This is a genomic window from Enterobacter sp. MGH 16 (genome assembly GCF_000493175.1).
In the GTDB taxonomy this organism is placed as follows: Bacteria; Pseudomonadota; Gammaproteobacteria; order Enterobacterales; family Enterobacteriaceae; genus Enterobacter; species Enterobacter roggenkampii.
Window position 1 is genome coordinate 2,407,147 of the sequence record NZ_KI535695.1, and the last position, 24,587, is coordinate 2,431,733.

22 protein-coding genes are annotated in these 24,587 nt (G+C 59.8%); 5 read left to right on the forward strand and 17 right to left on the reverse strand.

The features are described 5' to 3' along the window. Window positions 1-63: 63 nt before the first annotated feature. Complete coding sequence (gene glpQ, locus L362_RS11530; protein ID WP_023344571.1) at window positions 64-1,119, reverse strand: glycerophosphodiester phosphodiesterase; 1,056 nt, start codon at window positions 1,117-1,119, stop codon at window positions 64-66. An 11-nt stretch (window positions 1,120-1,130) separates the two neighbouring features. Next, on the reverse strand, window positions 1,131-2,483 hold the full coding sequence (gene glpT, locus L362_RS11525; RefSeq protein ID WP_021241541.1) for a glycerol-3-phosphate transporter: 1,353 nt from the start codon (window positions 2,481-2,483) through the stop codon (window positions 1,131-1,133). 251 nt (window positions 2,484-2,734) lie between these two features. Here glpT and glpA point away from each other — a divergent pair, with 251 nt between their 5' ends. Genes glpA through glpC form a run of 3 tightly spaced genes read left to right on the forward strand, consistent with a single transcriptional unit; the run spans window position 2,735 to window position 6,757 of the window. Beyond that, window positions 2,735-4,363 (forward strand): anaerobic glycerol-3-phosphate dehydrogenase subunit A, encoded by a 1,629-nt coding sequence (gene glpA / locus L362_RS11520; RefSeq protein WP_023344572.1) that lies wholly within the window; start codon window positions 2,735-2,737, stop codon window positions 4,361-4,363. Then, on the forward strand, window positions 4,353-5,570 hold the full coding sequence (glpB, locus tag L362_RS11515; protein WP_023344573.1) for a glycerol-3-phosphate dehydrogenase subunit GlpB: 1,218 nt from the start codon (window positions 4,353-4,355) through the stop codon (window positions 5,568-5,570). Before glpA ends, glpB begins: the two co-directional genes overlap by 11 nt. Beyond that, window positions 5,567-6,757: an anaerobic glycerol-3-phosphate dehydrogenase subunit GlpC gene (gene glpC / locus L362_RS11510; RefSeq protein WP_023344574.1), complete on the forward strand. Its 1,191-nt coding sequence runs from the start codon at window positions 5,567-5,569 to the stop codon at window positions 6,755-6,757. The genes glpB and glpC overlap by 4 nt, the downstream gene beginning before the upstream one ends. Before the next feature lie 33 nt (window positions 6,758-6,790). Here the strand turns inward: glpC and L362_RS11505 are convergent, their stop codons facing one another. From L362_RS11505 to L362_RS11460, 10 genes are all read right to left on the reverse strand, one after another. Then, entirely contained in the window at window positions 6,791-7,990 is a 1,200-nt protein-coding gene (locus tag L362_RS11505; RefSeq protein ID WP_023344575.1) for a nicotinamide mononucleotide deamidase-related protein YfaY, read from the reverse strand. Between the two features lie 94 nt (window positions 7,991-8,084). After that, the gene (locus L362_RS11500; protein WP_023344576.1) at window positions 8,085-8,624 is read right to left on the reverse strand and encodes a YfaZ family outer membrane protein; all 540 of its coding nucleotides are present in this window, start codon (window positions 8,622-8,624) and stop codon (window positions 8,085-8,087) included. Window positions 8,625-8,748: 124 nt separating this feature from the next. After that, on the reverse strand, window positions 8,749-10,110 hold the full coding sequence (menE, locus tag L362_RS11495) for an o-succinylbenzoate--CoA ligase (RefSeq protein WP_023344577.1): 1,362 nt from the start codon (window positions 10,108-10,110) through the stop codon (window positions 8,749-8,751). Next, entirely contained in the window at window positions 10,107-11,072 is a 966-nt protein-coding gene (gene menC / locus L362_RS11490; RefSeq protein ID WP_023344578.1) for an o-succinylbenzoate synthase, read from the reverse strand. Before menC ends, menE begins: the two co-directional genes overlap by 4 nt. After that, complete coding sequence (gene menB / locus L362_RS11485) at window positions 11,072-11,929, reverse strand: 1,4-dihydroxy-2-naphthoyl-CoA synthase (RefSeq protein ID WP_008500223.1); 858 nt, start codon at window positions 11,927-11,929, stop codon at window positions 11,072-11,074. The genes menC and menB overlap by 1 nt, the downstream gene beginning before the upstream one ends. Next, on the reverse strand, window positions 11,926-12,702 hold the full coding sequence (gene menH, locus L362_RS11480) for a 2-succinyl-6-hydroxy-2,4-cyclohexadiene-1-carboxylate synthase (protein ID WP_023344579.1): 777 nt from the start codon (window positions 12,700-12,702) through the stop codon (window positions 11,926-11,928). The genes menB and menH overlap by 4 nt, the downstream gene beginning before the upstream one ends. Further along, window positions 12,699-14,369 carry a 2-succinyl-5-enolpyruvyl-6-hydroxy-3-cyclohexene-1-carboxylic-acid synthase gene (menD, locus tag L362_RS11475; RefSeq protein WP_023344580.1) on the reverse strand — a complete coding sequence of 557 codons (1,671 nt, stop codon included), beginning with the start codon at window positions 14,367-14,369 and terminating at the stop codon, window positions 12,699-12,701. The genes menH and menD overlap by 4 nt, the downstream gene beginning before the upstream one ends. An 88-nt stretch (window positions 14,370-14,457) precedes the next feature. Continuing rightward, the gene (gene menF / locus L362_RS11470; protein ID WP_023344581.1) at window positions 14,458-15,753 is read right to left on the reverse strand and encodes an isochorismate synthase MenF; all 1,296 of its coding nucleotides are present in this window, start codon (window positions 15,751-15,753) and stop codon (window positions 14,458-14,460) included. 86 nt (window positions 15,754-15,839) lie between these two features. Continuing rightward, window positions 15,840-16,145, reverse strand: coding sequence for a stress response protein ElaB (elaB, locus tag L362_RS11465; RefSeq protein WP_008500219.1), 306 nt, complete (start codon window positions 16,143-16,145; stop codon window positions 15,840-15,842). 53 nt (window positions 16,146-16,198) lie between these two features. Further along, window positions 16,199-16,660, reverse strand: coding sequence for a GNAT family N-acetyltransferase (locus L362_RS11460; protein ID WP_023344582.1), 462 nt, complete (start codon window positions 16,658-16,660; stop codon window positions 16,199-16,201). A gap of 71 nt (window positions 16,661-16,731) precedes the next feature. Between L362_RS11460 and rbn the strand changes: the two genes are divergently transcribed. Beyond that, window positions 16,732-17,649 (forward strand): ribonuclease BN, encoded by a 918-nt coding sequence (gene rbn, locus L362_RS11455; protein WP_023344583.1) that lies wholly within the window; start codon window positions 16,732-16,734, stop codon window positions 17,647-17,649. A gap of 64 nt (window positions 17,650-17,713) precedes the next feature. Further along, on the forward strand, window positions 17,714-18,718 hold the full coding sequence (locus L362_RS11450) for a chemotaxis protein (RefSeq protein ID WP_008500216.1): 1,005 nt from the start codon (window positions 17,714-17,716) through the stop codon (window positions 18,716-18,718). 100 nt (window positions 18,719-18,818) lie between these two features. Here the strand turns inward: L362_RS11450 and nuoN are convergent, their stop codons facing one another. The 5 genes from nuoN to nuoJ form a co-directional block, all read right to left on the reverse strand. After that, window positions 18,819-20,276 carry an NADH-quinone oxidoreductase subunit NuoN gene (nuoN, locus tag L362_RS11445; protein WP_008500215.1) on the reverse strand — a complete coding sequence of 486 codons (1,458 nt, stop codon included), beginning with the start codon at window positions 20,274-20,276 and terminating at the stop codon, window positions 18,819-18,821. 6 nt (window positions 20,277-20,282) lie between these two features. Next, the gene (gene nuoM / locus L362_RS11440; protein ID WP_008500214.1) at window positions 20,283-21,812 is read right to left on the reverse strand and encodes an NADH-quinone oxidoreductase subunit M; all 1,530 of its coding nucleotides are present in this window, start codon (window positions 21,810-21,812) and stop codon (window positions 20,283-20,285) included. 76 nt (window positions 21,813-21,888) lie between these two features. Continuing rightward, window positions 21,889-23,730, reverse strand: coding sequence for an NADH-quinone oxidoreductase subunit L (gene nuoL / locus L362_RS11435; RefSeq protein ID WP_023344584.1), 1,842 nt, complete (start codon window positions 23,728-23,730; stop codon window positions 21,889-21,891). Next, window positions 23,727-24,029, reverse strand: a complete 303-nt coding sequence (gene nuoK, locus L362_RS11430; protein WP_003861496.1) for an NADH-quinone oxidoreductase subunit NuoK — start codon at window positions 24,027-24,029, stop codon at window positions 23,727-23,729. The genes nuoL and nuoK overlap by 4 nt, the downstream gene beginning before the upstream one ends. Then, window positions 24,026-24,580, reverse strand: coding sequence for an NADH-quinone oxidoreductase subunit J (gene nuoJ / locus L362_RS11425; protein ID WP_023344585.1), 555 nt, complete (start codon window positions 24,578-24,580; stop codon window positions 24,026-24,028). Before nuoJ ends, nuoK begins: the two co-directional genes overlap by 4 nt. Window positions 24,581-24,587: the final 7 nt, after the last annotated feature.

The window sequence follows — 24,587 nt, forward strand, 5'->3', positions numbered from 1 at the left end:
CGACCTACAAAACCGCAGTTCGTAGGCCGGGTAAGGCGCAGCCGCCACCCGGCAATTTCAGCGTTAATCCTTCAGGAAGCTGACCGCTTTATCCGGGAAATCCGTAAACAGTCCGTCCACGCCCGCCTGGTTATACAACACCTCATAAAGCTGATTCACATCCGTGGCATACGGCGGCAGCTGGTCTGCACGCACGGTGTACGGATGCACCTGCATCTTGCTGGCATGCGCCTCTTTCACCATCGCCGTCAGCTTCACGTGGCCCGGCGTTGAGCCTTCCGCCACCAGCATGTGGTAATCCGGCCCGATGCCGTCGGCGTACTGCGCAATCTGCTTCATCGCGCCCGGCTTAAACATCCAGTCGTAGCTGTAGTTCACCCACTTGCCGTCCGGCTGCTTCTCCTGGGTTTCATTCCAGTCGGTATAGGCGATCAGCTGCACCAGATTGAGGTTCATGCCCATCTTCGGCTCCAGCTCGGTTTTGATGCGCTTCAGCTCGGTGGCGTCAAAACACTGCAGGTAGACTTTGTCCTGCTTGCTGGTGTAGCCGTACTGTTTGAGCACCTCCAGCGTCTTCGCGGCAATGTCTTTCCCTTCCTGATGGTGGAACCATGGGGCTTTGATTTCCGGGTAGATGCCGATGTTTTTACCGGTGGAGTGGTTCAGTCCCTGAACAAACTCAATCTCTTCCTGGAAGGTATGGATCCGGAAGTCAGATTTGCCCATCGGGAAACGTCCCGGATAGACCTGCACCTTCTTGCCGTTTTCAATCTCGAAGCCTTCGGTGAACTTCAGGGAGCGGATCTCCGCCAGCGTGAAGTCAATGGCGTAGAAGCGGCCATCTTTGCGGGCGCGATCCGGGAAACGCTCTGCTACGTCCGTCACGCGGTCAAGATAATGGTCGTGCAGGACGACCAGCTGGTCGTCCTTCGTCATCACCAGATCCTGCTCCAGGTAATCCGCCCCCTGCGCATAGGCCATCGCTTTTGCCGGCAGCGTATGCTCTGGCAGATAGCCGCTCGCACCGCGGTGGGCAATAACGATTTTATCCGCCGCCAGCGCGGAGCCTGTCATCAGGCCCGCCAGCAGCAGGCCGGTTGCTAACTGAGTTAATTTCATCGCAAAGCTCCTTATTGACGACGCGCCAGCACTTCCGCGTGGTGACGTTTTTCACCGATCATCACAACAACCAGCAGCAGTACCGCCAGCACGCTTCCGCCGATCATCACCATAAAGCCGCCGTCCCAGCCGAAGAAGTCAACGGTATAGCCCACGATGGCGCTCGCCGCGACCGAACCGCCGAGGTAGCCGAACAGGCCGGTAAAGCCCGCCGCCGTTCCCGCCGCTTTCTTCGGCGCCAGCTCCAGCGCGTGAAGACCGATCAGCATCACCGGACCGTAAATCAGGAAGCCGATGACGATCATACAGGCCATATCCACACCCGGATTTCCCGGCGGGTTGAGCCAGTACACTACCGTCGCGATGGTCACCAGGGTCATAAAGAAGACGCCCGTCGCACCGCGGTTGCCCTTAAACACCTTGTCCGACATCCAGCCGCAAATCAGGGTGCCCGGGATACCGGCGTATTCATACAGGAAGTACGCCCAGGAGGATTTATCCAGCGCGAAGTGCTTCACCTCTTTCAGGTAGGTCGGAGACCAGTCCAGAATGCCGTAGCGCAGGAGATAAACGAACACATTGGCGACCGCGATGTACCACAGCAGCTTGTTCGGCAGGACGTACTTCATGAAGATTTGCTTCGCGGTCAGCTCTTCTTCGTGCTTCTCGCTGTAATCATCCGGATAGTCATTTTTGTACTCTTCAATCGGCGGCAGGCCGCAGGACTGCGGCGTATCGCGCATCAGGGCGAAAGCAATAATCGCCACCAGAATGGCACCAAAGGCAGGCATGTAGAGCGCCGCGTGCCAGTCGTTGAACCAGGCCATCCCCAGCAGGAACAGCAGCGGCGGAATACCGCCGCCCACGTTATGGGCGCAGTTCCACACCGACACGATGCCGCCGCGCTCTTTCTGCGACCACCAGTGCACCATGGTGCGTCCGCACGGCGGCCACCCCATTCCCTGGAACCAGCCGCAGAGGAACAGCAGCACGAACATGATGGCAATGCTGGAGGTTGCCCATGGCACAAAGCCCATAAACAGCATCACCGCTGCCGCCAGGATCAGACCGGCAGGCAGGAACACGCGCGGATTCGAGCGATCCGACACGGAACCCATGATGAATTTGGAAAAACCGTAGGCGATGGATATCCCCGACAGCGCGAACCCCAGATCGCCGCGGGAGAAGCCCTGCTCTACCAGATACGGCATGGCGAGCGCGAAGTTTTTACGTACAAGGTAGTACGCCGCATACCCGAAGAAGATCCCCAGGAAGATTTGCCAACGCAGACGGCGATAGAGCGGATCTATTTCTGCCTCTGGCAGACGCGCCCTGTGGGGCGCAGGTTTGAAGATACTGAGCATAACAGCCTCCGTGGCCTTGAAATGAATGAGCAGGTGGCTCGCACCTGAATTCCAGAGGCGGGGATGTTAAGAAATCACGGTGATTGTTACTGTGAATCAACGCACAGATTGTTACAGAAATATGACAGAATGCGCAAAAAAGCGCATGAAATCACGTTTCACTTTCGAATTCCGCGCGTTTATGTTCGAAATCAAACAAACCACAAAATTACTATGGCTAAATGATAAAAAACGAACATAGAGGGTAAACAATGACCAGTCACGATCCTCGTTATAGTGATGTGATAATCATTGGTGGTGGCGCAACCGGCGCCGGGATCGCGCGCGATTGCGCCCTTCGCGGCTTAAGCGTTACGCTTCTGGAACGCCATGATATCGCCACGGGCGCAACCGGACGGAACCACGGCCTGCTGCACAGCGGTGCCCGGTATGCGGTCACCGACGCGGAATCCGCGCGCGAATGTATTGCTGAAAACCAGATCCTCAAGCGTATCGCACGCCACTGCATTGAGCCGACCGACGGCCTCTTTATTACCCTTCCCGAAGATGACCTCGCCTTTCAGGAGACCTTTATTACCGCCTGCACTGCCGCGGGCATTCAGGCGGAGGCCATGGATCCGGCGCTGGCGCGACGGCTGGAACCGTCGGTTAACCCGGCGCTTATTGGCGCGGTGAAAGTCCCTGACGGTACCGTCGATCCGTTCCGCCTGACCGCCGCCAATATGCTGGACGCCCGTGAGCATGGCGCACGCATTCTGACCGGACATGAAGTGACCGGGCTTATTCGCGAAGGTCATCGCATCTGTGGGGTGCGGGTGTTTGATACGCAGTACAACGAGCACGGCGAGCTGTATGCCGCCGTAGTGGTCAACGCGGCGGGGATCTGGGGCCAGCGTATTGCGGAATACGCGGACCTGTCGGTGCGCATGTTCCCGGCGAAAGGCTCGCTGCTGATCCTCGACCACCGCATCAATAACCACGTGATTAACCGCTGCCGCAAGCCGTCTGACGCCGATATCCTCGTCCCGGGCGACACCATTTCGTTAATCGGTACGACTTCAACGCACGTGGACTACAGAGAGATTGATTACAACCGCGTCACCGCTGAAGAGGTTGATATCCTGCTGCGGGAAGGGGAAAAACTGGCCCCGGTGATGGCCCAGACGCGCATTCTGCGCGCCTACGCGGGCGTGCGTCCACTGGTCGCCAGCGACAACGACCCGAGCGGACGGAACGTCAGCCGGGGCATCGTGCTGCTCGATCACGCCGCGCGCGACGGCATGGACGGGTTTATCACCATCACCGGCGGCAAGCTGATGACCTATCGCCTGATGGCCGAGTGGGCGACCGATGCCGTCTGCCGCAAGCTCGGAAATACCGAGCCGTGCGTCACGGCAGAACAGCCGCTGCCGGGATCGCGTCAGTCCACCGAAAAAACGCTGCAGAAAATCATCTCCCTGCCCGCGCCGCTGCGCGGGTCCGCGGTATACCGCCACGGCGACAGAACGCCACCGTGGCTTGGTGAAGGAAGATTGAGCCGCAGCCTGGTGTGCGAGTGCGAAGCCGTGACGGCCGGTGAGGTGCAGTACGCGGTGGAGAACCTGACGGTCAACAGCCTGCTCGATCTCCGCCGCCGCACCCGCGTCGGAATGGGCACCTGTCAGGGCGAGCTGTGCGCCTGCCGTGCTGCGGGGCTGCTGCAGCGTTTTCATACCACCACCGCCACCCAGTCGCTCGATCAGCTCAGCGCGTTTTTAAACGAGCGCTGGAAAGGCATTCAGCCTGTCGCCTGGGGCGATGCCCTGCGTGAAAGTGAATTTACCCGCTGGGTCTACCAGGGGCTTTGCGGTCTGGAGAAGGAGCAACACGATGAAATTTGATACCGTGATTGTCGGCGGCGGGCTGGCGGGCCTGCTCTGCGGCATTAAGCTCACGAAGCAGGGGCTGCGCTGCGCCATTATCACCCGGGGGCAGAGCGCCCTGCACTTCTCGTCGGGCTCGCTGGATCTGGTGGACGAAGCGTACCGCGATAAGCTGCCGCCGGAGCACCCGTATCACCTGGTTGGCGCACAGCATATTGACCGCTTTGCGCTGGAAACCGAAGCGCTGCTGGCGGACTGCGGCGCGCGTCTGCAGGGCAGCGCCAGGTTCAATCACCAGCGCGTTACGCCGCTCGGCACCCTGCGTTCCGCCTGGCTCAGCCCGGAGGAAGTGCCCGTTGCCCCCATTCACGCGGGACGCGTGCGGGTGGTAGGGATTAGCGGCTTTCTGGATTTTCAGCCCCATCTCGCGGCGGCGTCACTTTGTCGCCAGGGCGTGAACGCCGAAACGGCAGAGATAGAGCTGCCTGAGCTTGATGTCCTGCGCGATAACCCGAGCGAATTTCGCGCGGTGAATATCGCCCGTTTTCTGGATAACGAGGACAAATGGCCGCTGCTGTATGAGGCGCTCAGCCCGCTTGCGGCAGGATGCGATGCGCTATTGATGCCCGCGTGCTTTGGCCTGAACGACAACCGACTCTGGCGCTGGCTCTCAGACCGTCTGCCCTGCACGCTCGGTTTGTTGCCCACGCTGCCCCCGTCTGTCCCCGGCATTCGCCTGCATACCCAGCTCCAGCGTAAGTTTGTTGCGCAGGGTGGCGTCTGGATGGCCGGTGATGAAGTGAAAAAAATCACCCTGACAGACGGCGCGGTGAGCGAAATCTGGACGCGCAACCACGACGATATTCCGCTTCGCGCCCGCTATACGGTGCTGGCAAGCGGCAGCTTCTTCAGCAACGGGCTGCTGAGCAGCCGGGAGGGCATCCGGGAAGCCATTATGGGGCTGGATGTTCGCCAGCGAGCCTCCCGCGCGGACTGGTATCAGAGTGATTTCTTCTCGCCGCAGCCCTGGCAGCAGTTCGGCGTGATTGTCGATAACCACCTGCATCCGCAGCTTGCCGGTAAGCCCGTCAGTAATCTCTTTGCCATCGGCTCGCTGCTGGGCGGGTACGATCCCATTACCCAGGGATGCGGTGGCGGAGTGTGCGCCGTCACGGCGCTGTATGTGGCAGAGCAGATTAGCCAGCGCACGGAGGCTGAACAATGAACGATACCCGTTTTGAAAGCTGCATCAAATGCACGGTGTGTACCACCGTCTGCCCGGTCAGCGGCGTGAACCCACGCTATCCCGGGCCAAAGCAGGCCGGGCCGGACGGCGAGCGTCTGCGCCTGAAGGACGGCAAGCTGTACGATGAAGCGCTGAAATACTGCATCAACTGCAAACGCTGCGAAGTCGCCTGCCCGTCGGATGTGAAAATCGGCGATATTATCCAGCGCGCCCGGGCGCGCTACAGCACGCAAAAGCCGTCGCTGCGGGACGCGATTCTGAGCCATACCGATCTGATGGGCAGCGTCTCGACGCCGTTTGCCCCGCTGGTGAATGCCGCGACCGCTCTCAAGCCGGTGCGCCAGCTGCTGGATGCCACGCTGAAGATAGACCATCACCGCAGCCTGCCGAAATATTCTCACGGCACCTTCCGCCGCTGGTATAAATCCGTGGCGGCGGAGCAGGCGCAGTACGCCGAGCAGGTGGCTTTTTTCCAAGGCTGCTATGTGAATTACAACCACCCGCAGCTGGGTAAAGATCTGCTGAAAGTGCTGAACGCCATGGGAACGGGCGTTCAGCTACTGAATAAAGAAAAGTGCTGCGGCGTGCCGCTGATTGCTAACGGGTTTACCGATAAAGCGCGCAGGCAGGCTCAAAGCAATGTCACCTCACTGCGCGAGGCGATTGTCGAGAAAGGCATGCCGGTATTGGCGACCTCATCCACCTGTACCTTCACCCTGCGCGACGAGTATCCGCATCTGCTGGACGTGGACAACACCGGCCTGCGCGAGCACATCGAGCTGGCGACGCGCTTCCTGTGGCGCAAGCTGGACAGCGGACAGACGTTGCCGCTGGGGAAATTACCCCTGAAAGTGGTGTACCACACGCCGTGTCATATGGAAAAAATGGGCTGGTCACTCTATACGCTTGAGCTGCTGCGGTTAATTCCGGGGCTGGAGCTGACGGTGCTGGACTCACGCTGCTGCGGGATTGCGGGAACCTACGGCTTTAAGCGTGAAAACTACGAAACGTCGCAGGCGATCGGCGCTCCGCTGTTCCGTCAGATTGAGAAGAGCGGCGCGGATATCGTGGTGACGGACTGCGAAACCTGCAAGTGGCAGATTGAGATGTCCACCAGCAAGCGCTGCGAGCATCCGATTACGCTGCTGGCAAAGGCGCTCGGGTGAACATGGCCGGGGCGAAAGGCCCCGGCACAGGCGTTACTCCACGAACAGCGATTCAACCACGTTAATCCAGCCGTGCTCGCTGGCCACCTCTTTGCCATTCAGCCAGCGGCGCAGCATGTTCAGCGCCATCATGGCGCACACCTCCTGACGCACCGCCAGGCTGTGGCGGGTAATGCTCATTTTTACCCGCAGGGCGTGGGTGCCCTCGGGCGTCGCCAGCGCGAAGTTGAGGTATTCCTCATCCAGCCCGCCGACAAACAGCGCCAGACCGGCAAAATGCTTCACCCTTCTCTCGGACGCCCAGCGGGCGGTTTGCGCGAGAGTCTCCTGCTGGAACGGCACCACTTCGCTGGCCAGCAGCGGCGCGTTGACGCGCGACAGCTGCAGCGCCAGCAGGCCACCGGTGAACTGCTCGCTTAAGGTCACGCTCAGCTGACGCGACTGCAGATGCTTCGCAATCTGCGCCGGTAGCCCTTCCGTGCCTTCAAAGATCAGGCTTTCACCCGCTACGCGCTGCACCTCAGGCCACAGCGCCAGCATCGCCTCTTTCTGGGTGGCCGGTCCGGTCAGCTTGAGCTCAATGATCGGCATGGATGAACGATAGCCCATAGACACACCCGGCGGCAGCGGGAGGTGATCGAGGCTCTGGGCCAGATCGCTTTCCGAACGGCCAAAAGTGGTCAGACGCAGGCACAGCGGGGGTTCCGGCAGGGTAAAACGCTGGCGAAGGCGCGGCAGGATCTGCTGCTCGACCATCACTTTAAATTCTGAGGGCACGCCCGGCGTGAAGAACATCAGGCAGCGGTTCAGCTGCATGGCAAACCCGCACGCGGTACCGACCGGGTTATCGACCAGTTCAGCACTGGCGGGAATTTCAGCCTGTTTGCGGTTGCTGGGGGCCATGACGCGGCCACGTTCGGAGAAAAAACGCGCCATCTGCGAGAGCCACGCCTCATGCAGCACCAGCCCTTCGCCTTTTGCGGTCGCGGCGGCCAGGGCACTGAGATCGTCACTGGTGGGGCCGAGCCCGCCGTTCACAATCAGCACGTCGCACTGTTCACTGCGCTCGCGCAGAACAGCGACCAGTGACTCAAGATTGTCGCCCACCGTATTGCGGCGCGTTAACGGTAATCCTTGCTCAAAGAAAAGATCGGCAAGCCAGGCAGCATTGGTATCAATAATTTGTCCATGCAGCACTTCGTCGCCGGTGGATAACATCTCCACGTTAATCATTGTGTTCTCCCGCTTATTTGGTCAAAACACTATAGCGCAAACGCGGGGTGGAGAAGAGGAGAAACTGGCGCGACAGCATGCCGCGCCGGAGAGATTAGAAGCCTGCGCTAACGCCCACGTACGGACCGTCGGCCAGCGCGTTGTCGCGGTTGCCGTCTTTACCGGCCAGGTTCAGATAGCGATAGCCTGCTTCGATGGTGATTGGACGCATGATGGTCCAGCGCGCGCCGGCGTTGGCTTCCTCATAGCTGTCGATACCGCTTGAGAGGGAGTCCGGAGAGTAGTAGTACTCGCCAAACAGGCCGAAGCTGTCGCCAATTTTCCACTGCAGGCCGCCGCCCACTGCCACCGCATATCCTTCGTCACCGTCATTTGGGTTGGTATAGATACCTTTACCGCCGACGGTCGCCAGGAACGGGCCCAGAGGAATGTTGAGGCCCAGGCCGAGGCTGGCAGCGTCGCCGTCGTCATCGTTGTGCGTCCAGCCGCCGGTCATTGCCAGACCGGAGGTGTCAGTACCCATGCCAAAACCGAGGTGGGTATAGTCCTGACCCGCCGAACCATTAATGCTAATGGCGTTAGCCGCCGCAGATACAACCATCAGGCCGAGGCCCAGTAATGCCACTTTTTTCATTGTCGTGATCCCGCACAATTTTTATAGAGAAGTCCCAAAACCGCGAGATTTTAACCTGGGTCTTCCGGGGATCAAGCACTCTGCGTGCGGCAGGCCAGTAGATTGTAACTATTTGAAACGGCTATTATCCCTTCAGCGTTGCGTTCACCCACTCCTGCAGCGCGCGGCGCGAGACTTTAATGCCGCCATTTTTGAGTTCGGTCGGCAAAAGCAGCCAGCGGACGGGTTGCTCAAAACGCGCCACCTTGTCCCTGACCCAGTCGGGTAAAGTGGTGATATCCGTTCCCGGCTCGCACTCCACCACCGCCACCGGACGTTGCCCGAACTCAGCGTCGTCCAGCGGGACGATAAACACCTGGTTAACCTGCGGGTGCGTGGCGATAACGCGCTCCAGCGATTCCGGCTGGATCCCTTCTCCGCCGCTAAAAAAGAGGTTATCCATGCGGCCGAGGATCGTCAGACGGCCGTCATGCCATTCGCCGCGATCGCGGGTGGCGAACCATCCCTGCGCGTTGGTCAGCGGAATCAGTTCGCCATCCCGCCAGTAGCCTGAGGCCATGCTTTGCGCCCTGATCCAGACTTCACCGTTAACGACCTGCACCTCTCTGCCCGGCAGCGCACGGCCCACGTCCGGCTTGCCGTCGGCCTCTTTCGCACAGACGGTTGAGGCAAACTCGGTCAGACCGTAGCCGCAGAAGGTGCGTATATCCTGCTCTCGCGCCTGTTCGGTCAATTCCATAGGGATGGCCGCCCCACCCAGCAGCACCGCTTTCAGTGCGACAGGCTGGTGGACATTAAGCAGACGCCAGAGCTGGGTTGGCACCAGCGAGGCGTGGGTGCAGCCGCACAGCGCCTGCTCCAGAGGCTGTTTCTCGCGTACGGTTAACCGCGCGCCGGCCTGCAGCCAGCGCCATAAAATCCCCTGGCCGGAAACGTGAAACAGCGGCAGCGAAAGCAGCCAGTCGTCATCTTCACCGTAGGGCATCAGCGACAAAACGCCGCGCGCGCTGGCAAGATGTGCTTCGCAGGTATGGACCGCCGCTTTCGGCAGTCCTGTGGAGCCTGAGGTCAGCGTCATGGAGGCCAGCCGCGCCGGTTGCCACGCAGCGTAATACGCATCGGCGGTCTCGCGCATGCACAGGGCAGGAAGGCCGTCGTAGCTGCCGTCCAGCACCAGCGCAAAGCGCAGCGTCATCTGCGGGAGCAGCACGTCCAGCAGCGGGCGCGGCAGCTGCGGATTAACGGGAAGAATACGCGCCCCGCACTGGAGCAGCGCCAGCCACGCCAGCAGGGTGTGCGGGTGGTTATGGGCCAGCAGCAGCACGCCGTCGCCCTCCTCCACGCCCTGACGGTGAAAGCCCCCCGCAAGGCTGTCGATGCGCGCGCACAGCTGTTGCCAGCTAAGCACCTCGTCGTTCAGCCTCAGAGCCGGTTTATCGGCAAATTGCGCACGCCAGTGCCGCCACGGCCAGTCGGTAAAACTCATCGCAACGGCTCCAGCGCCGCGACGTCGAGGCACGGCAGCGCGCTGTCCGGCCACGGGCGAAGAAGCTGAGCCTGCATCAGGTTCAGCGTGTCGAGGCCGGGGACCGTGTCAGGCGTTAACCAGGCGGCAATGCGCGCCAGCTGGGTTAGCCCAAGGCTGGACTCAATCGACGAGCTGATGACCGCCGTCAGCCCTAAGGCGTGCGCCGCCGCGACCTGCTCGCGCACTTTCGCCAGGCTGCCGGTCAGCGTCGGTTTAATCACCACCGCGCTGACGCCGGGCTCGGCAGCGAATTCAAAATCGGCCTCGCGCAGGCTTTCATCCCAGGCGATGGCAATCCCCGTTTCACGGGCAAACGCGCGTGAATCGTCGCGGGTTTTGCACGGCTCTTCGAGGAAGGCAATGCGGCTGCGGTACGCCGGATTGACGTACTTTGCAAACTGCTGCGCCTTAAGCGGCGTCCAGGCGCGGTTGGCGTCCAGACGCAGATGCAGATCGGGGATCGCCTCCAGCAGCAGGTTGGCGACCATGCCGTCACGCACCGCTTCATAAAGCCCGACTTTGATTTTCGCGACCTTCTCGCCCGGCATGGCAGAGAGAAGCGCGAAGAGCTCGTCCGGATCCCCTGTACAGAGCGGTGCCGCGCGGTAGTTAGCCTCTTCAGGCAGGCTGCCGTCCAGCTCCGCCAGCGCGCAGCTGATACCAAAGGCCGCGGAAGGGACATCCGGCAGCGCCGGATCCGCCCCCTCACGCCACGCGTCCGCCCACGCCAGCAATGCAGCCTGCGCATCCTCCAGCGACTCGAGGCTAAAGCCCGGCAGAGGCGAAATCTCGCCCCAGCCTTCCCGCTCGCCCTGCTGCAGATGCACGAAGAAGCCGTCACGGGTTTTTAACCGCCGTTCACGCAGCACCACGCCCGCGTCCATCGGTATCTGCCAGCGGTAAACCTGCGCGCGACGCATTACGGATTCCGTTTGTATTTGCTGAAGTCTGGCTGGCGTTTTTCGTTAAACGCGTTGCGCCCTTCCTGGCCCTCTTCGGTCATGTAGAACAGCATGGTGGCATTGCCCGCCAGCTCCTGCAGACCCGCCTGACCGTCGCAGTCGGCGTTGAGTGCCGCTTTCAGGCAGCGCAGCGCCATCGGGCTGTTTTGCAGCATTTCGCGACACCAGCGCACGGTCTCTTTTTCGAGATCGGCAAGCGGCACCACGGTATTCACCAGGCCCATATCCAGCGCTTCCTGCGCGTTGTACTGACGGCACAGGAACCAGATTTCACGGGCTTTTTTCTGCCCGACGATGCGCGCCATGTAGGAGGCACCCCAGCCGCCGTCGAAAGATCCCACTTTCGGGCCGGTCTGGCCGAAGATGGCGTTTTCAGCGGCAATGGTCAGGTCGCACATCATGTGCAGCACGTGGCCGCCGCCGATGGAGTAGCCCGCCACCATCGCCACCACCGGTTTTGGACAGGTGCGGATCTGACGCTGGAAATCGAGGACGTTCAGGTGGTGCGTCCCCGCATCGTCCTGGTATCCGCCGTAGTCGCCGCGCACTTTCTGATCGCCACCGGAGCAGAACGCTTTCTCGCCTTCGCCGGTCAGGACAATCACGCCGATATTGTCGTCATAGCGCGCATCCGCCAGGGCCTGAATCATCTCTTTCACGGTCAGCGGACGGAAGGCGTTACGCACCTGCGGGCGGTTGATGGTGATTTTGGCAATACCGTCGGTGGATTTGTGGTAACGAATGTCGGTGTAGCCTTCGGAGCAGTCCTGCCATTCAACCGGGGCGTAAAGCATGTGTTCATCAGGATAGATCATAGAGTGTCCTTTATTCGAAGACGCAGTATCTGAGCCAGACTCGCGGCAACCGCGTCGGGGTTTTCCCGGTGGGCGTTGTGTCCGGCGTTGGGAATTGCATGGCGAACAGCGTTCAGCTCCGCGGCAAGGGCCGCGAACTTCTCATCACGTTCGCCATAGAGATAATCAAAAGTGAAATCACGTGCGCTGAGCGCGGTACGCAGGTCGGGCTGCACGGCCAGCGACGTCGCCTCGAGCATCATCGCCAGCGCCGCGCCGTTGTTCTGGCTGCGCAGGGTAATCAGCGCGTCGCGCTGGGCGTCCGTCAGGGAGGCAAACACGGGCTGTTGGTACCAGTCAGCGAACACCTTATCCAGCGGTTCACCGCGAAAACGTGCTGCCCAGCGGCGGTCGGATGCCAGCCGCGCCTGTCGCGCATCGGCATCCTGCAGGCCCGGATGGCCGCCTTCTACCGTCACGCCCAACAGCCCCTTTGGCTGCTGGCAGGCATGGAACATCGCAATGCGGCCGCCGAGGGAGTACCCGACGAGCCAGAATTTCAGTATGTTGTAACTAATAAAAGTTCGGGTAAGCAACGCGCTCATCTCGTCGAAGCCCGTCACGCCCAGATTCCGGGATCCGCCGTGTCCCGGCAGATCCAGATACAGCCTGGGGTAATCGCAAAGCCGCTCACCAACACCCTGCCACTCGCGGCAATCGCCGGAAAAACCGTGCAAAAAGACCAGCCAGGGATAGCCTGGTTTTCCAGCCTGCTGCACGCCAGAGAGGATCACAGCTGGCTCACCTGCGCCAGCAGGCTTTGCAGGGCCTGCGCACCGTCAGCCTCGTTCACCACCAGCTCAATCAGCGTCGCGCCGGGCTGCTTCCAGGCGGTGCTTAACGCCGCATCCAGCTGTTCCCAGCTTTCCGGGCGATGATATTTCAGGCTGAACATCGCCGCGGCGTGTTCGAACTGCACGTTCTGCGGCATCAGATAGAAGCGCTCGCGCTCGCTCTGCGGCGTGGGCAGCAGGGAGAAAATCTGCCCGCCGTTGTTGTTAACCACAATCAGCACGAACGGGGCAGACGCCTGACGCAGCAGCGCCAGCGCGTTGAGGTCGTAGAGCGCGGAGAGATCCCCCACGATGGCCAGCGTCGATTTTGCGCTGGCGCGCTGCACGCCCGCCGCCGTAGAGATCAGCCCGTCGATGCCGCTGGCGCCACGGTTGCTGTACACCGGGTAGCCCGCGGGCAGCTGCGAAAAGGCGTCAATCAGCCGCACGACCAGGCTGTTGCCGACAAACAGCTGCCCCTGCTCGGGCAGGTACTGGCGAATACGGTGCGCCAGCCCGGCCTCGCTGAACGCTTCACAGCGCGCATGGGTCAGTTCCCACGCCTGGCGCGACAGGTCCGGGAGGGTAACCGCCCAGGGTTTGCGTTTTTCAGCCGGATGGAGCGCCAGCCAGGCGTCGATACGGCTGACCAGACGACGACCGCGGTGGTGCGCCGGATCAAGACGCCCTTCCAGCGCGTCCACCAGCCAGTATTCGTCCGGCGTGCAGGTGGCCTGCCACTGCAGTAATCTTTTGCCGGTTAAACTCGATCCAAGCTGGACCACAATCTGCGCCTGCGACAGCTCGGTGACCGCTTTGGCATTACCCAGCCAGAGATCCGCGCACGGCAGCGGCTGCCCGGTCTGGGAAAGCACGTCGCCGATCAGCGGCCAGCCCAGGGTTTGCGCCCATTCGGCGACCAGCTTGCCTTCGGCAGCGCTCATGCGCCCGGCGATAACCACGCCGCGCTTCTGCCGCCAGAAGAACCAGTCGCGCTGCTTCGCGCTCTCAAGGTGCGTCTGCTCGCGCAGCCACGGTTTTTCACTCTGCCACCAGTCACCGAGGGTCTGCTGCCAGTCAAGACCCGTATCGTCCAGCTCGCCGTACAGCGGCTCGGCAAACGGGCAGTTGATATGCAGCGCCCCGCCGCGCAGCGTCTCCATGGCGTGATCGACGGTGGAGACCAGCCAGCTCGCCGGGATATCCTGGGTGGGACGCGGCAGCGAAATCGTCTGTGAAGGATGCGAAGAAAAGAGTCCCGGCTGACGGATGGCCTGATTGGCGCCGCAGTCGATAAGCTCAGGGGGACGATCGGCCGTCAGCAGAATCAGCTTTTCACCGGTTAACCCGGCTTCAATCAGAGCCGGATAGAGGTTCGCCACGGCAGTACCGGAAGTGACAATCACCGCCACGGGCTCTTTGCTGACCTTCGCCAGACCCAGCGCGAGATGCCCGAGGCCACGCTCATCAAAGTGGGTGTGGTGAATCAACGCCCGGTTTTCGGCGGCCGCCAGCGTCAGCGGCGTTGAGCGAGAACCCGGTGCAATACACACGTGCCTGACGCCATGGCGCGTCAGGGCTTCAAGGATCACCGCCGCCCAGCGTCGGTTAAAAGAACTTACTGACATGAGATTGTCCGGTATCAAGAATGCGACACAGTATAAATAATAGAAAAAATTGGAATTTTGATGTGAATCGGGATTGCGCGATTCAGTATTAATCCCTTAGGAGCAGAGAGCGCAATCCGGCCGCTTTGTTTTCAATCTCCTGCCACTCCTGTTCCGGGTCAGACCCGCTGACAATGCCGGCCCCGGCGTAGAGCCGCAGGGAGTCATCCTGGACGCGGGCGGAGCGCAACGCCACGCAGAACTCACTCTGGTCAGGCGATAAATACCCGGCAGAACCGGCGTACCACTCGCGGTTAAAGGGCTCAACCTTCTGAATAAATTCGCGCGCAGGCTGTCGCGGCAAACCGGCAACGGCCGCCGTCGGCTGTAGGATATGCAGGCACTGCTCGTCGTCGGCCTGCTTGAGCTCGGTCCAGATACAGCGGCGCAAATGCTGCACCTTACGCAGGCGTACCACCTGGGCAGGCAGTACCTCAAGCGTCTGCGTAGAGTGCTGAAGACGCTGGCAGATATCCTCCACGACCAGCATATTTTCGCGCTGGTTTTTATCGTCGTTCAGCAGCCACTCGCCCAGACGCTGCGCCTTTTTATCATCGGTATGGCTGGCGACGGTGCCCGCCAGCGCTTCGGTGCGCAGCAGCGTGCCGCGTCGCCGCCAGAGACGCTCGGGCGTCGAGCCGAGAAACGCGTTGCTGGCGTCGAATACCATGCAGAAGTGATAGCAATGTAAATTGAGGGCGCGGCTGGCCGCCATCAGCGCGACGGGGTTAATGCGCTGTGTAAACTGAAGATCGGTGGCCCTCGCAAGGACAACCTTTTCAAAATCACCGCGCGCGATGGTTTCGGTCGCCCTGCGGACAAGTCTCAGCCATTCGGCCCGTTGCGGCTGATGGTTTTCGTGCTCAACCTGAACGGCCAGCGGGCGGATAGGCCTGGCTGGCTGGAGCCGCTGTAAAAAATCCCGCGCGGCATGGGCATCTTCCTGAAGTGAATAATCGCTCCACAGCTGCAGGCGCAGCGTAGCGGTGCCGGCGGTACGTCGCCAGAACAGTCGCGGTAAAAAGAGGCTGCCCTGCTCCGGATTAAAGGCGTTCAGGCCGCAGATGCGGGTATCACCTGCCGCGTTTTGCTCGCGCAAAAACTGCGTGGCTAACGCCAGAGAGGAAAAGGTGATAACCGCCCCCAGCGCGGCCAGCTCTTCATCGCCGTTACGCTGCTGCCAGTAAAACTGCGGATAGCACTGCTGCGCCCCAAGCCAGGCGAGAGGGTCGAAGGCATCGTTTAACGGGAAAGAGACGTCGAAATGACGTATGCCGGGCGTTGCGGGTAACGCTTGCGAAAGCTGGTTACGCAATTGCTCCAGCGCGAGGAAAATCGAATTCACGCGAACCTCTCCCTGTTAAAACCTCGTATTATACGGGGTACTGGCCATAAATAGCAGTACCCACGTATAGGGAGTGGTTAAGCGGCTTAACGACGGGCCAACAGCAGCCCCAGTACCAGCCCGACGGCAGCCCCCACGCCAATACCCTGCCACGGTTTTTCATGCACGTAATCATCGGCACGGTACACCGCTTTTTTGGCGCGGTAGTAGTAGGTATCAGACGCATGGCTGACGCGGTTTTTCACTTCATGCAGCGCCTGCTCGGCGCGGGCTTTTAGCTCAATATATTTCTGATCGGCAGGGTCGCCCGAGGAGCGTAACACCTCTTCCAGCGTTTCGCTCAGTAAGGCCAGGTCGTCGTCGATACGGGTATCCCAGGATTGAAATGACATATTTTTCTCCATGTTAGTACACCAGTTCGCTAACTATAGCCAACGACTCGCCATTACGCCTGCTTCGCTTCCCGCGCCATGCCGATGTGGGGAATGCCGTCTTCATCGTACACCTCGGTGACCGGCACGAAACCAAAGTGGCCGTAGAAGGACTGCAGGTGCGCCTGTGCGCCCAGGTATAACGCCTTGTTCGGCCACTGTTTCTGGCATGCCTCCAGCGTTTTCTCCATCAGCTGATAGCCCAGTTTTTCACCGCGCGCTTTGCCGCTGATGATGACGCGGCCAATGACGACAGGCTCAAAATCGTCTTCGCTTTTCAGAATCCTCGCATACGCCACCAGCTCGTTATTCCGCCAGCCGAGGATATGGCGGTTCTCGCCGACGAGATCGTCGCCGTCGATGTCCTGATACGGGCAGGTCTGTTCAACCACGAACACTTCGCAGCGCAGTTTCAGCACGGCGTAAAGTGAATGAACGGTGAGGTCACTATGGTGTAAATCTTGCCACTGGATCATGTCAGTCTCCTTCCTGGGGTTCATCACGTTATACTAAACCCCTCCCCGTTCAGCAAAGGGCTGATTGCGTTATGGAACTGATTTTTCTGGGTACGTCCGCGGGCGTGCCAACCCGCTCACGGAATGTGACGGCGATACTGCTGGATCTTAAACACCCCACCCGCGGCGGGCTGTGGCTGTTTGACTGTGGTGAAGGGACGCAGCATCAGCTGCTACACACCGCTTATCACCCCGGCAAGCTGGATAAAATTTTTATCACCCATCTGCATGGCGACCATCTGTTTGGCCTTCCCGGCCTGCTGTGCAGCCGCTCGATGGCCGGTAACGCCAACCCGCTGACGATTTACGGGCCTGCGGGTATTCGTGAATTTGTTGAAACCACGCTGCGCCTGAGCGGGTCTTGGACGGATTATCCGCTGGAGGTGGTTGAGATTAGCGAAGGCCTGGTATTCGATGACGGAGATTATCGGGTTAGTGCTCAACCGCTCAATCATCCTGTGGAATGCTATGGCTACCGTATTGACGCGCATGACAAACCCGGCGCGCTGGATGCCGCCGCACTAATGGCCGATGGCGTAAAACCCGGGCCGCTGTTCCAGCGCCTGAAGCACGGCGAGACCGTCACGCTGGAGGACGGGCGCGTCATCAATGGGCAGGATTATCTCGCCGCACCGCAGCCCGGCAAGAAGCTGGCAATTTTTGGCGACACGGCCCCGTGCCGGGCGGCGCTCACGCTGGCCCAGGGCGTTGACGTGATGGTACATGAAGCGACCCTTGAAACGGCGATGGAAGAGAAAGCCAACGGCCGGGGCCACAGCTCGACGCGTCAGGCGGCGCAGCTAGCCCGTGACGCGGGCGTCGGGCGGCTCATCGTCACCCACGTCAGCTCGCGCTACGACGCGCGGGGCTGTGAAAAGCTGCTGGCAGAGTGTCGCGCGGTGTTCCCGGAATGTGAGCTGGCCGAAGATTTCGCTCAGGTCAGCGTTTAGTCCTTCATTTTTCCCTCAGGATGCCGATAACGATTAAAAGGTCAGCATTTCTCTCGAGGGTAGAATGGATAATTTCCAGAAAGATATTGATGACAGGGCGAATCTGACCCTGTCGAACCGTTTTGAACTGTTGCTGTTCCGTCTTGGCACCTCTCTTAACGAAAATAAATCTGAGCTGTTTGGCATTAACGTCTTTAAGCTGCGTGAAATTGTGCCGATGCCGGAGTTCACGAAACCCGCCGGGATGAAATCACCGCTGATGGGAATGGTGAATATCCGCGATCAGGTGATCCCGGTGATTGACCTGGCCGCCGTGGCGGGCTGTAAGCCCACCACCGGGCTGAATATCCTGCTGATCACCGAATATGCACGCAGCGTGCAGGCGTTTGCCGTGGAGTCGGTTGAGAACATCATGCGGCTGGACTGGAAGCAGGTGCACGCGGCGGAAACCGCCGTCAGCGGTCGCTATATCACCAGCATTGCCTGCCTGGATGAGAAAACGGATACCAACGATCTGGCGATGGTGCTGGACGTTGAGCAGATCCTATATGACATCACCCCGGCCAACCACGATCTCCACGCCACCAATCTGAAAACCACCAAGTTCAATATCAAGCCGGGCGCGGTCGCGATTGTGGCGGAAGATTCCAAAGTGGCGCGTTCGATGCTGGAGAAAGGTCTGCAGGCGATGGAGATCCCAGCGCAGTTGCACATCACCGGCAAAGACGCGTGGGAAAAAATTGGCGTGCTGGCCGCACAGGCACAGGCTGAGGGCGTGCCGATCACCGATAAGATCGCGCTGGTGCTGACCGACCTCGAAATGCCGGAGATGGACGGTTTTACGCTGACGCGCAAAATCAAAACCGATCCGGTATTGAAGGATATTCCGGTGGTGATCCACTCTTCCCTTTCCGGCAACGCCAACGAAGACCATATTCGCAAGGTGAAGGCCGACGGGTACGTCGCGAAGTTTGAGCTGAACGAGCTGTCGTCGGTGATTGAGGAGGTGCTGGACCGCTCGATGAAGAAGATTGACGGGCCGTTGATTAGCCGTAAACAGCTGGCTTAGTCGGGTGGCGCTACGCTTACCCGACCTACAAAACCCGTAGGCCCTGCAAGCGTAGCGACGCTGGGCAATAAAAAAACCCGCCGAGGCGGGTTTTTTGTTTTTACATCAGCGGCATCGCGCGCTGCACGATATCAATCAGCGGTTGCGGATAGATACCGAAGATCAGCACCAGCAGCGCGGAGATGAGTACCACGATACCACCAGCGCTGTACTGCCAGTTGCCTGGAGCATCACGATTGAGCTGCTGAGGTGCGCTCAGGTACAGGCTCACGGCCACACGCAGGTAGTAGTACAGACCAATCGCGGAGCCGATCACCACGCCCGCGGTCAGCCACCACAGGTGCGCCTGCACACCGACGGCCAGCACGTAGAACTTACCGATAAAGCCAAGCGTCATCGGAATACCGGCCAGAGAGAGCATCATCACGGTCATTACGGCGGACAGGATCGGACGGTGCCAGAACAGACCACGATAAGAGAACAGTGAATCGGCATCCGGACCACGGTACGGGCTGGACATCAGGCTCACCACGCCGAAGGCGCCGAGGCTGCTGAACAGGTAGCCGGCCAGATAGACGCCCACGGCTTCCATCGACATCTCACCGCTCTGCAGCGCAATCAGCGCCACCATCAGGTAGCCCAGATGAGAGATAGACGAGTAGCCCAGCAGACGCTTGATGTTGGTCTGGCTCAGCGCCATCAGGTTACCGAAGATGATGGAGACGAACGCGATGATGCCCAGCACCACGCGAACCGCTTCGCTGTCACCCACCGGTGCGTACAGGAAGAGACGCATGACCACCCCGAAGATGGCGATTTTGCTCGCCGTCGCCAGGAAGGTCGACACCGGAGCCGGTGCCCCCTGGTAGACGTCTGGCGTCCACAGGTGGAACGGCACCAGCGAGAGTTTGAAGCCAAGGCCAACAATCATCATGCCCAGACCCGCCAGCAGCAGCGGCTCATGCAGCATGCCGTCACCGAGGCTCTTGCCGAGCGCCATAAAGGAGAGGTTACCGGACTGTGCGTACACCAGCGCAATACCAAACAGCAGGAACGAGGACGCCGCCGCAGACAGGATGGTGTACTTGATGCTTGCTTCCAGCGAGCGCTTCTGGCGGAAGGCGTAACCAATCAGACCGAACAGCGGCAGAGAGATCAGCTCAATGCCGAGGAACAGCGCGGCCAGGTGGTTCGCATTCGCCAGCAGAATGCCGCCCAGCGCGGCAATCAGAACCAGCAGGTAAAACTCTTCTTTGTTGTCGTTGTAGCCTTCGAGCCACGGGTAAGCAAAGGTACAGGTTGCCAGGCTCGCCAGCAGCACCAGACCGGTGTACAGCATGGCGTAACCGTCAACGCGCATCAGCGGGGTGACGTCCATCGCCCCACCCTGGCCAACAAACCAGAGTGAGACTAACGCGGCGTTCAGGCCGATGACCGACAGCGTGGCATTCAGGAAGTGATTGCGTCGCCACGCAATGGAGAGCATCACAACCACCACCGTCAATCCGACGATCAGCAGCGGTAGCAGCGCGATCAGTTGTTGTGGAGTTATTGTCATGGCGAATTACGGCCTTGTAGTAGAAACAGAATTAACAAACCACTGCTGGATATTGCCCATCGCGCTGTGCGAGGTATCCAGAATCGGCTGCGGGAAGAAGCCCAGCAGCACCAGCAGTACGACCAGCAGCAGGATGATGAACAGCTCACGCAGCGACATCCCCGGCAGTTCTTGTGCAGCAATTTCGCTCTTCGCTTTACCGAAGTAAGCGCGGTGCAGCATCGCCAGCGAGTAGACGGAAGCGAACACCAGACCAAAGGTGGAGATCACGGTAATCACCGGTACCACTTTGAAGCTGCCGAACAGAATCATAAATTCGCCGACGAAGTTACCGGTGCCCGGCATCCCCAGAGTCGCCACCGCGAAGAACATGGAGAGCGCTGGCAGCCACTTAATTTTGCTCCACAGACCGCCCATCATACGCATGTCGCGGGTGTGCAGACGTTCGTACAGCTGGCCGCACAGGATGAAGAGGCCGGCTGCGGACAGACCGTGCGCAATCATCTGGATCACCGCACCCTGGTACGCCAGCTGGCTGCCGGTGTAGATAGCAATCAGCACGAAGCCCATGTGGGAAACGGAGGTGTAGGCAATCAGACGCTTGATGTCGTACTGGGTGAAGGCCATCCAGGCACCGTAGAAGATACCGATCACACCCAGCCACATGGCAATCGGTGCGAATTCTGCGGAGGCGTTCGGGAACAGCGGCAGTGCAAAGCGCAGCAGACCGTAGGCCGCCGTTTTCAGCAAGATGCCCGCCAGGTCAACGGAACCCGCCGTTGGCGCCTGAGAGTGCGCGTCTGGCAGCCAGCCGTGCAGCGGAACCACCGGCATTTTCACCGCGAAGGCGATGAAGAAGCCCAGCATCAGCAGGTATTCCACGCCGTGCGACATTGGGGTCTTCAGCAGGTCTTCGTAGTTGAAGGTCCAGGTGCCGGTCGCGTTGTGGTGAACAAACACCAGCGCCAGAATGGCAATCAACATCACCAGACCACTCGCCTGGGTATAGATGAAGAACTTGGTTGCCGCCGTGATACGCGTTTTACCGTCGGACGCCTTGTGGCCCCACAGCGCGATCAGGAAGTACATCGGCACCAGCATCATCTCCCAGAAGAAGAAGAACAGGAACATGTCGATGGCAAGGAACACGCCGATCACGCCGCCCAGGATCCACATCAGGTTCAGGTGGAAGAAGCCCTGGTATTTTTCGATTTCACGCCAGGAGCAGAGTACCGCCAGAACGCCGAGCAGGCCGGTCAGCACTACCATCAGCAGCGACAGGCCGTCAATCGCCAGGTGGATCGTAATGCCGAAACGTGGGATCCACGGCAGGATGAACTCAGACTGCCACTGCGGAATGCCCGCAGACTGGGTCAGTGAGTAACCGCCCTGCAACCACAGTTGCAGGCCAAGCGCGAGCGTCAATCCCATGGTGATCAGCGCGATCCAGCGCGGCATCTTCACGCCAAAGCGTTCAGTCTGCCAGCACAGGAAGCCGCCGATGAAGGGAATTAATATTAGCCAGGGTAGTAACATGGCGATTTACATTCCTTTTTAAGGCCCCCAGCAGGGGCCTGATTTTCAACGAATTCGAATAAAATTCACTTAACGATCAACGCAACACCATCAGCAGCGCCAGCACCACAACCGCACCGATGCTCATGGACGCCACATACCAGCGCAGGTAACCGTTCTCGCTGTACAGCAGGCCTTTGCCTGCAAAGCGGGAAAGGATCGCCGGGATGTTCATCAGGCTGTTCAGCGGGTCGCGCTTCAGCAGCCACGCGATGCCAAGGAACGTCTTAACGAAGATCATGTCGTACAGCCAGTCGAAGCCCCACGCGTTGTACCACCAGGTGCCCAGCAGACGGCCCGGCGCACTGTTGGCCACGGCAGTGACCAGCGTACGTTTGCCCAGCCACAGCCATGCCGCAATCAGGATGCCCGCGATAGCGACCACACCGGAGGTGATTTCAAGCGTCAGAACGCGACCGTGCTCAAGCTCGGTTGTCGCCGGCAGCACGCCCTGCAGCGGAGGCACAATCATCGCGCCAACGAAGGTGGACAGTACCAGCAGCACAATCAGCGGCAGGTGATGGGTAATCCCCTTCCCTGCGTGAGCGTGAATTTGTTCTTTACCGTGGAATACGATGAAAATCATACGGAAGGTATACAGGGAGGTCATGAACGCACCGACCAGACCCGCAACCATCAGATTGATATGACCATTCGCCATGGCACCCGCAAGGATTTCGTCCTTACTGAAGAAGCCCGCGGTGATCAGCGGCAGAGCCGCCAGCGCCGCGCCGCCCACCAGGAAGCAGACATACACCAGCGGGATGGACTTACGCAGTCCGCCCATTTTGAAGATGTTCTGCTCGTGATGGCAGGCCAGAATCACCGAACCGGATGAGAGGAACAGCAGCGCTTTAAAGAACGCGTGCGTCATCAGGTGGAAAATGGCCGCGTCCCACGCCTGAACGCCCAGCGCGAGGAACATGTAACCAATCTGGCTCATGGTGGAGTACGCGAGAACGCGCTTGATGTCGGTCTGCACCAGCGCGGCAAAGCCTGCCAGCACCAGCGTGACCGCACCGACGATACCCACCAGGTGCAGAATTTCCGGAGTCATCAGGAACAGGCCATGGGTACGCGCAATCAGGTACACACCGGCGGTGACCATGGTCGCAGCGTGGATCAGCGCGGAGACAGGGGTTGGACCCGCCATCGCGTCGGCCAGCCATGTCTGCAACGGCAGCTGCGCGGATTTACCCACGGCACCACCCAGCAGCATCAGCGTTGCCCACCACAGCATGTTGTTGCCTGCGGCGAAGTGCGCTGGCGCCAGTTCCACCATTTCGCGGAAGTTCAGCGTGCCCAGTTCGTTGTAAAGAATAAACAGCGCGAAAGCGAGGAAGACGTCACCCACGCGGGTCACGACGAACGCTTTCATGGCCGCTGCGCCATTCTTCGGATCGGTATAGTAGAAACCGATCAGCAGGTAAGAGCACAGGCCCACGCCTTCCCAGCCCAGATACATCAGCAGCAGGTTATCGGCCAGCACCAGAACGACCATGCTGGCGATAAACAGGTTGGTGTAGGCGAAGAAGCGGGAGTAACCCTCTTCACCGCGCATATACCAGGAGGCGAACATGTGGATCAGGAAGCCGACGCCGGTCACCACGGAAAGCATGGTCAGGGAGAGACCATCCAGCACCAGGTTGAAACCGATGTTGAAATCACCGACTGACATCCAGGTCCACAGCGGCACGCTGAAAGGCTGACGCCCGTTGTTAAAGAAGTCGATACCCGCATACGCTGTCACCAGCGCGGCCAGGCCAACAGAGCCCATGCCGACGGTTGCAGACAGATTCTCAGACCAGCGGCCGCGAGAAAACGCCAGCAGCACGAAGCCAATCAGCGGAAAAATAATGGTTAAGGCAAGCATGTTCATCCACGCAACTCACTTACTGAATCGATGTTCAGATTCTGGCGGCGACGATGGAGCTGCAGCAACAGCGCCAGGCCAATACTCGCTTCGGCAGCCGCAAGGCTGATGGCGAGAATGTACATCACCTGACCATCGGTCTGGCCCCAGTAGCTTCCGGCGACCACGAAGGCCAGCGCGGAGGCGTTAATCATGATTTCCAGCCCGATCAGCATAAACAGCAGATTGCGGCGGATAACCAGACCAGTAAGACCCAGAACGAATAAAATCGCAGCGAGGATCAGTCCATGTGTTAAGGGGATCATGCGCGCTCCTCCGTTTTTCTTTTCGCGCGGTCGTCAGCGCGGTTGCTCAGCACCTCGCCAGCACGCTCTTCGCGGCCAACGTGGAAGGCCACAACCAGACCTGCCAGCAGCAGCATGGAGGCCAGTTCAACCGCCAGAACGTATGGGCCAAAGAGCGTAATACCGACCTCTTTAGCGCCGATCGGCGTGCCGTCGATGCCCTGATCGTTAACACCCAGAATGGCGTACACGATCACCACCAGCATGATGGCCGACAAAATTGCCGGGCCGATCCACACCTGCGGTTTTAACCACTGACGTTCCTGCTCGATTTCAGAGCCGCCCAGGTTCAGCATCATCACGACGAACACGAACAGCACCATGATGGCCCCGGCGTAGACGATGATTTCCAGCGCACCGGCGAAGTGCGCGCCCAGTGCGAAGAACACCCCGGAAATGGCCAGCAGCGAGATGATTAAGTACAGCAGCGCATGCACCGGGTTGGTGTGCGTGATCACTCGCAGCGTAGCCAGGATGGCGATAAGGCCACAGATATAAAAAGCGAATTCCATTGCCCTC

Coding starts and splice junctions, on each gene's coding strand:
- glpQ (WP_023344571.1), bottom strand. CDS start 1,119: ATGAAATTAACTCAGTTAGCAACCGGCCTGCTGCTGGCGGGCCTGATG.
- glpT (WP_021241541.1), bottom strand. CDS start 2,483: ATGCTCAGTATCTTCAAACCTGCGCCCCACAGGGCGCGTCTGCCAGAG.
- glpA (WP_023344572.1), top strand. CDS start 2,735: ATGACCAGTCACGATCCTCGTTATAGTGATGTGATAATCATTGGTGGT.
- glpB (WP_023344573.1), top strand. CDS start 4,353: ATGAAATTTGATACCGTGATTGTCGGCGGCGGGCTGGCGGGCCTGCTC.
- glpC (WP_023344574.1), top strand. CDS start 5,567: ATGAACGATACCCGTTTTGAAAGCTGCATCAAATGCACGGTGTGTACC.
- L362_RS11505 (WP_023344575.1), bottom strand. CDS start 7,990: ATGATTAACGTGGAGATGTTATCCACCGGCGACGAAGTGCTGCATGGA.
- L362_RS11500 (WP_023344576.1), bottom strand. CDS start 8,624: ATGAAAAAAGTGGCATTACTGGGCCTCGGCCTGATGGTTGTATCTGCG.
- menE (WP_023344577.1), bottom strand. CDS start 10,110: ATGAGTTTTACCGACTGGCCGTGGCGGCACTGGCGTGCGCAATTTGCC.
- menC (WP_023344578.1), bottom strand. CDS start 11,072: ATGCGTCGCGCGCAGGTTTACCGCTGGCAGATACCGATGGACGCGGGC.
- menB (WP_008500223.1), bottom strand. CDS start 11,929: ATGATCTATCCTGATGAACACATGCTTTACGCCCCGGTTGAATGGCAG.
- menD (WP_023344580.1), bottom strand. CDS start 14,369: ATGTCAGTAAGTTCTTTTAACCGACGCTGGGCGGCGGTGATCCTTGAA.
- elaB (WP_008500219.1), bottom strand. CDS start 16,145: ATGTCATTTCAATCCTGGGATACCCGTATCGACGACGACCTGGCCTTA.
- L362_RS11460 (WP_023344582.1), bottom strand. CDS start 16,660: ATGATCCAGTGGCAAGATTTACACCATAGTGACCTCACCGTTCATTCA.
- rbn (WP_023344583.1), top strand. CDS start 16,732: ATGGAACTGATTTTTCTGGGTACGTCCGCGGGCGTGCCAACCCGCTCA.
- L362_RS11450 (WP_008500216.1), top strand. CDS start 17,714: ATGGATAATTTCCAGAAAGATATTGATGACAGGGCGAATCTGACCCTG.
- nuoN (WP_008500215.1), bottom strand. CDS start 20,276: ATGACAATAACTCCACAACAACTGATCGCGCTGCTACCGCTGCTGATC.
- nuoM (WP_008500214.1), bottom strand. CDS start 21,812: ATGTTACTACCCTGGCTAATATTAATTCCCTTCATCGGCGGCTTCCTG.
- nuoL (WP_023344584.1), bottom strand. CDS start 23,730: ATGAACATGCTTGCCTTAACCATTATTTTTCCGCTGATTGGCTTCGTG.
- nuoK (WP_003861496.1), bottom strand. CDS start 24,029: ATGATCCCCTTAACACATGGACTGATCCTCGCTGCGATTTTATTCGTT.
- nuoJ (WP_023344585.1), bottom strand. CDS start 24,580: ATGGAATTCGCTTTTTATATCTGTGGCCTTATCGCCATCCTGGCTACG.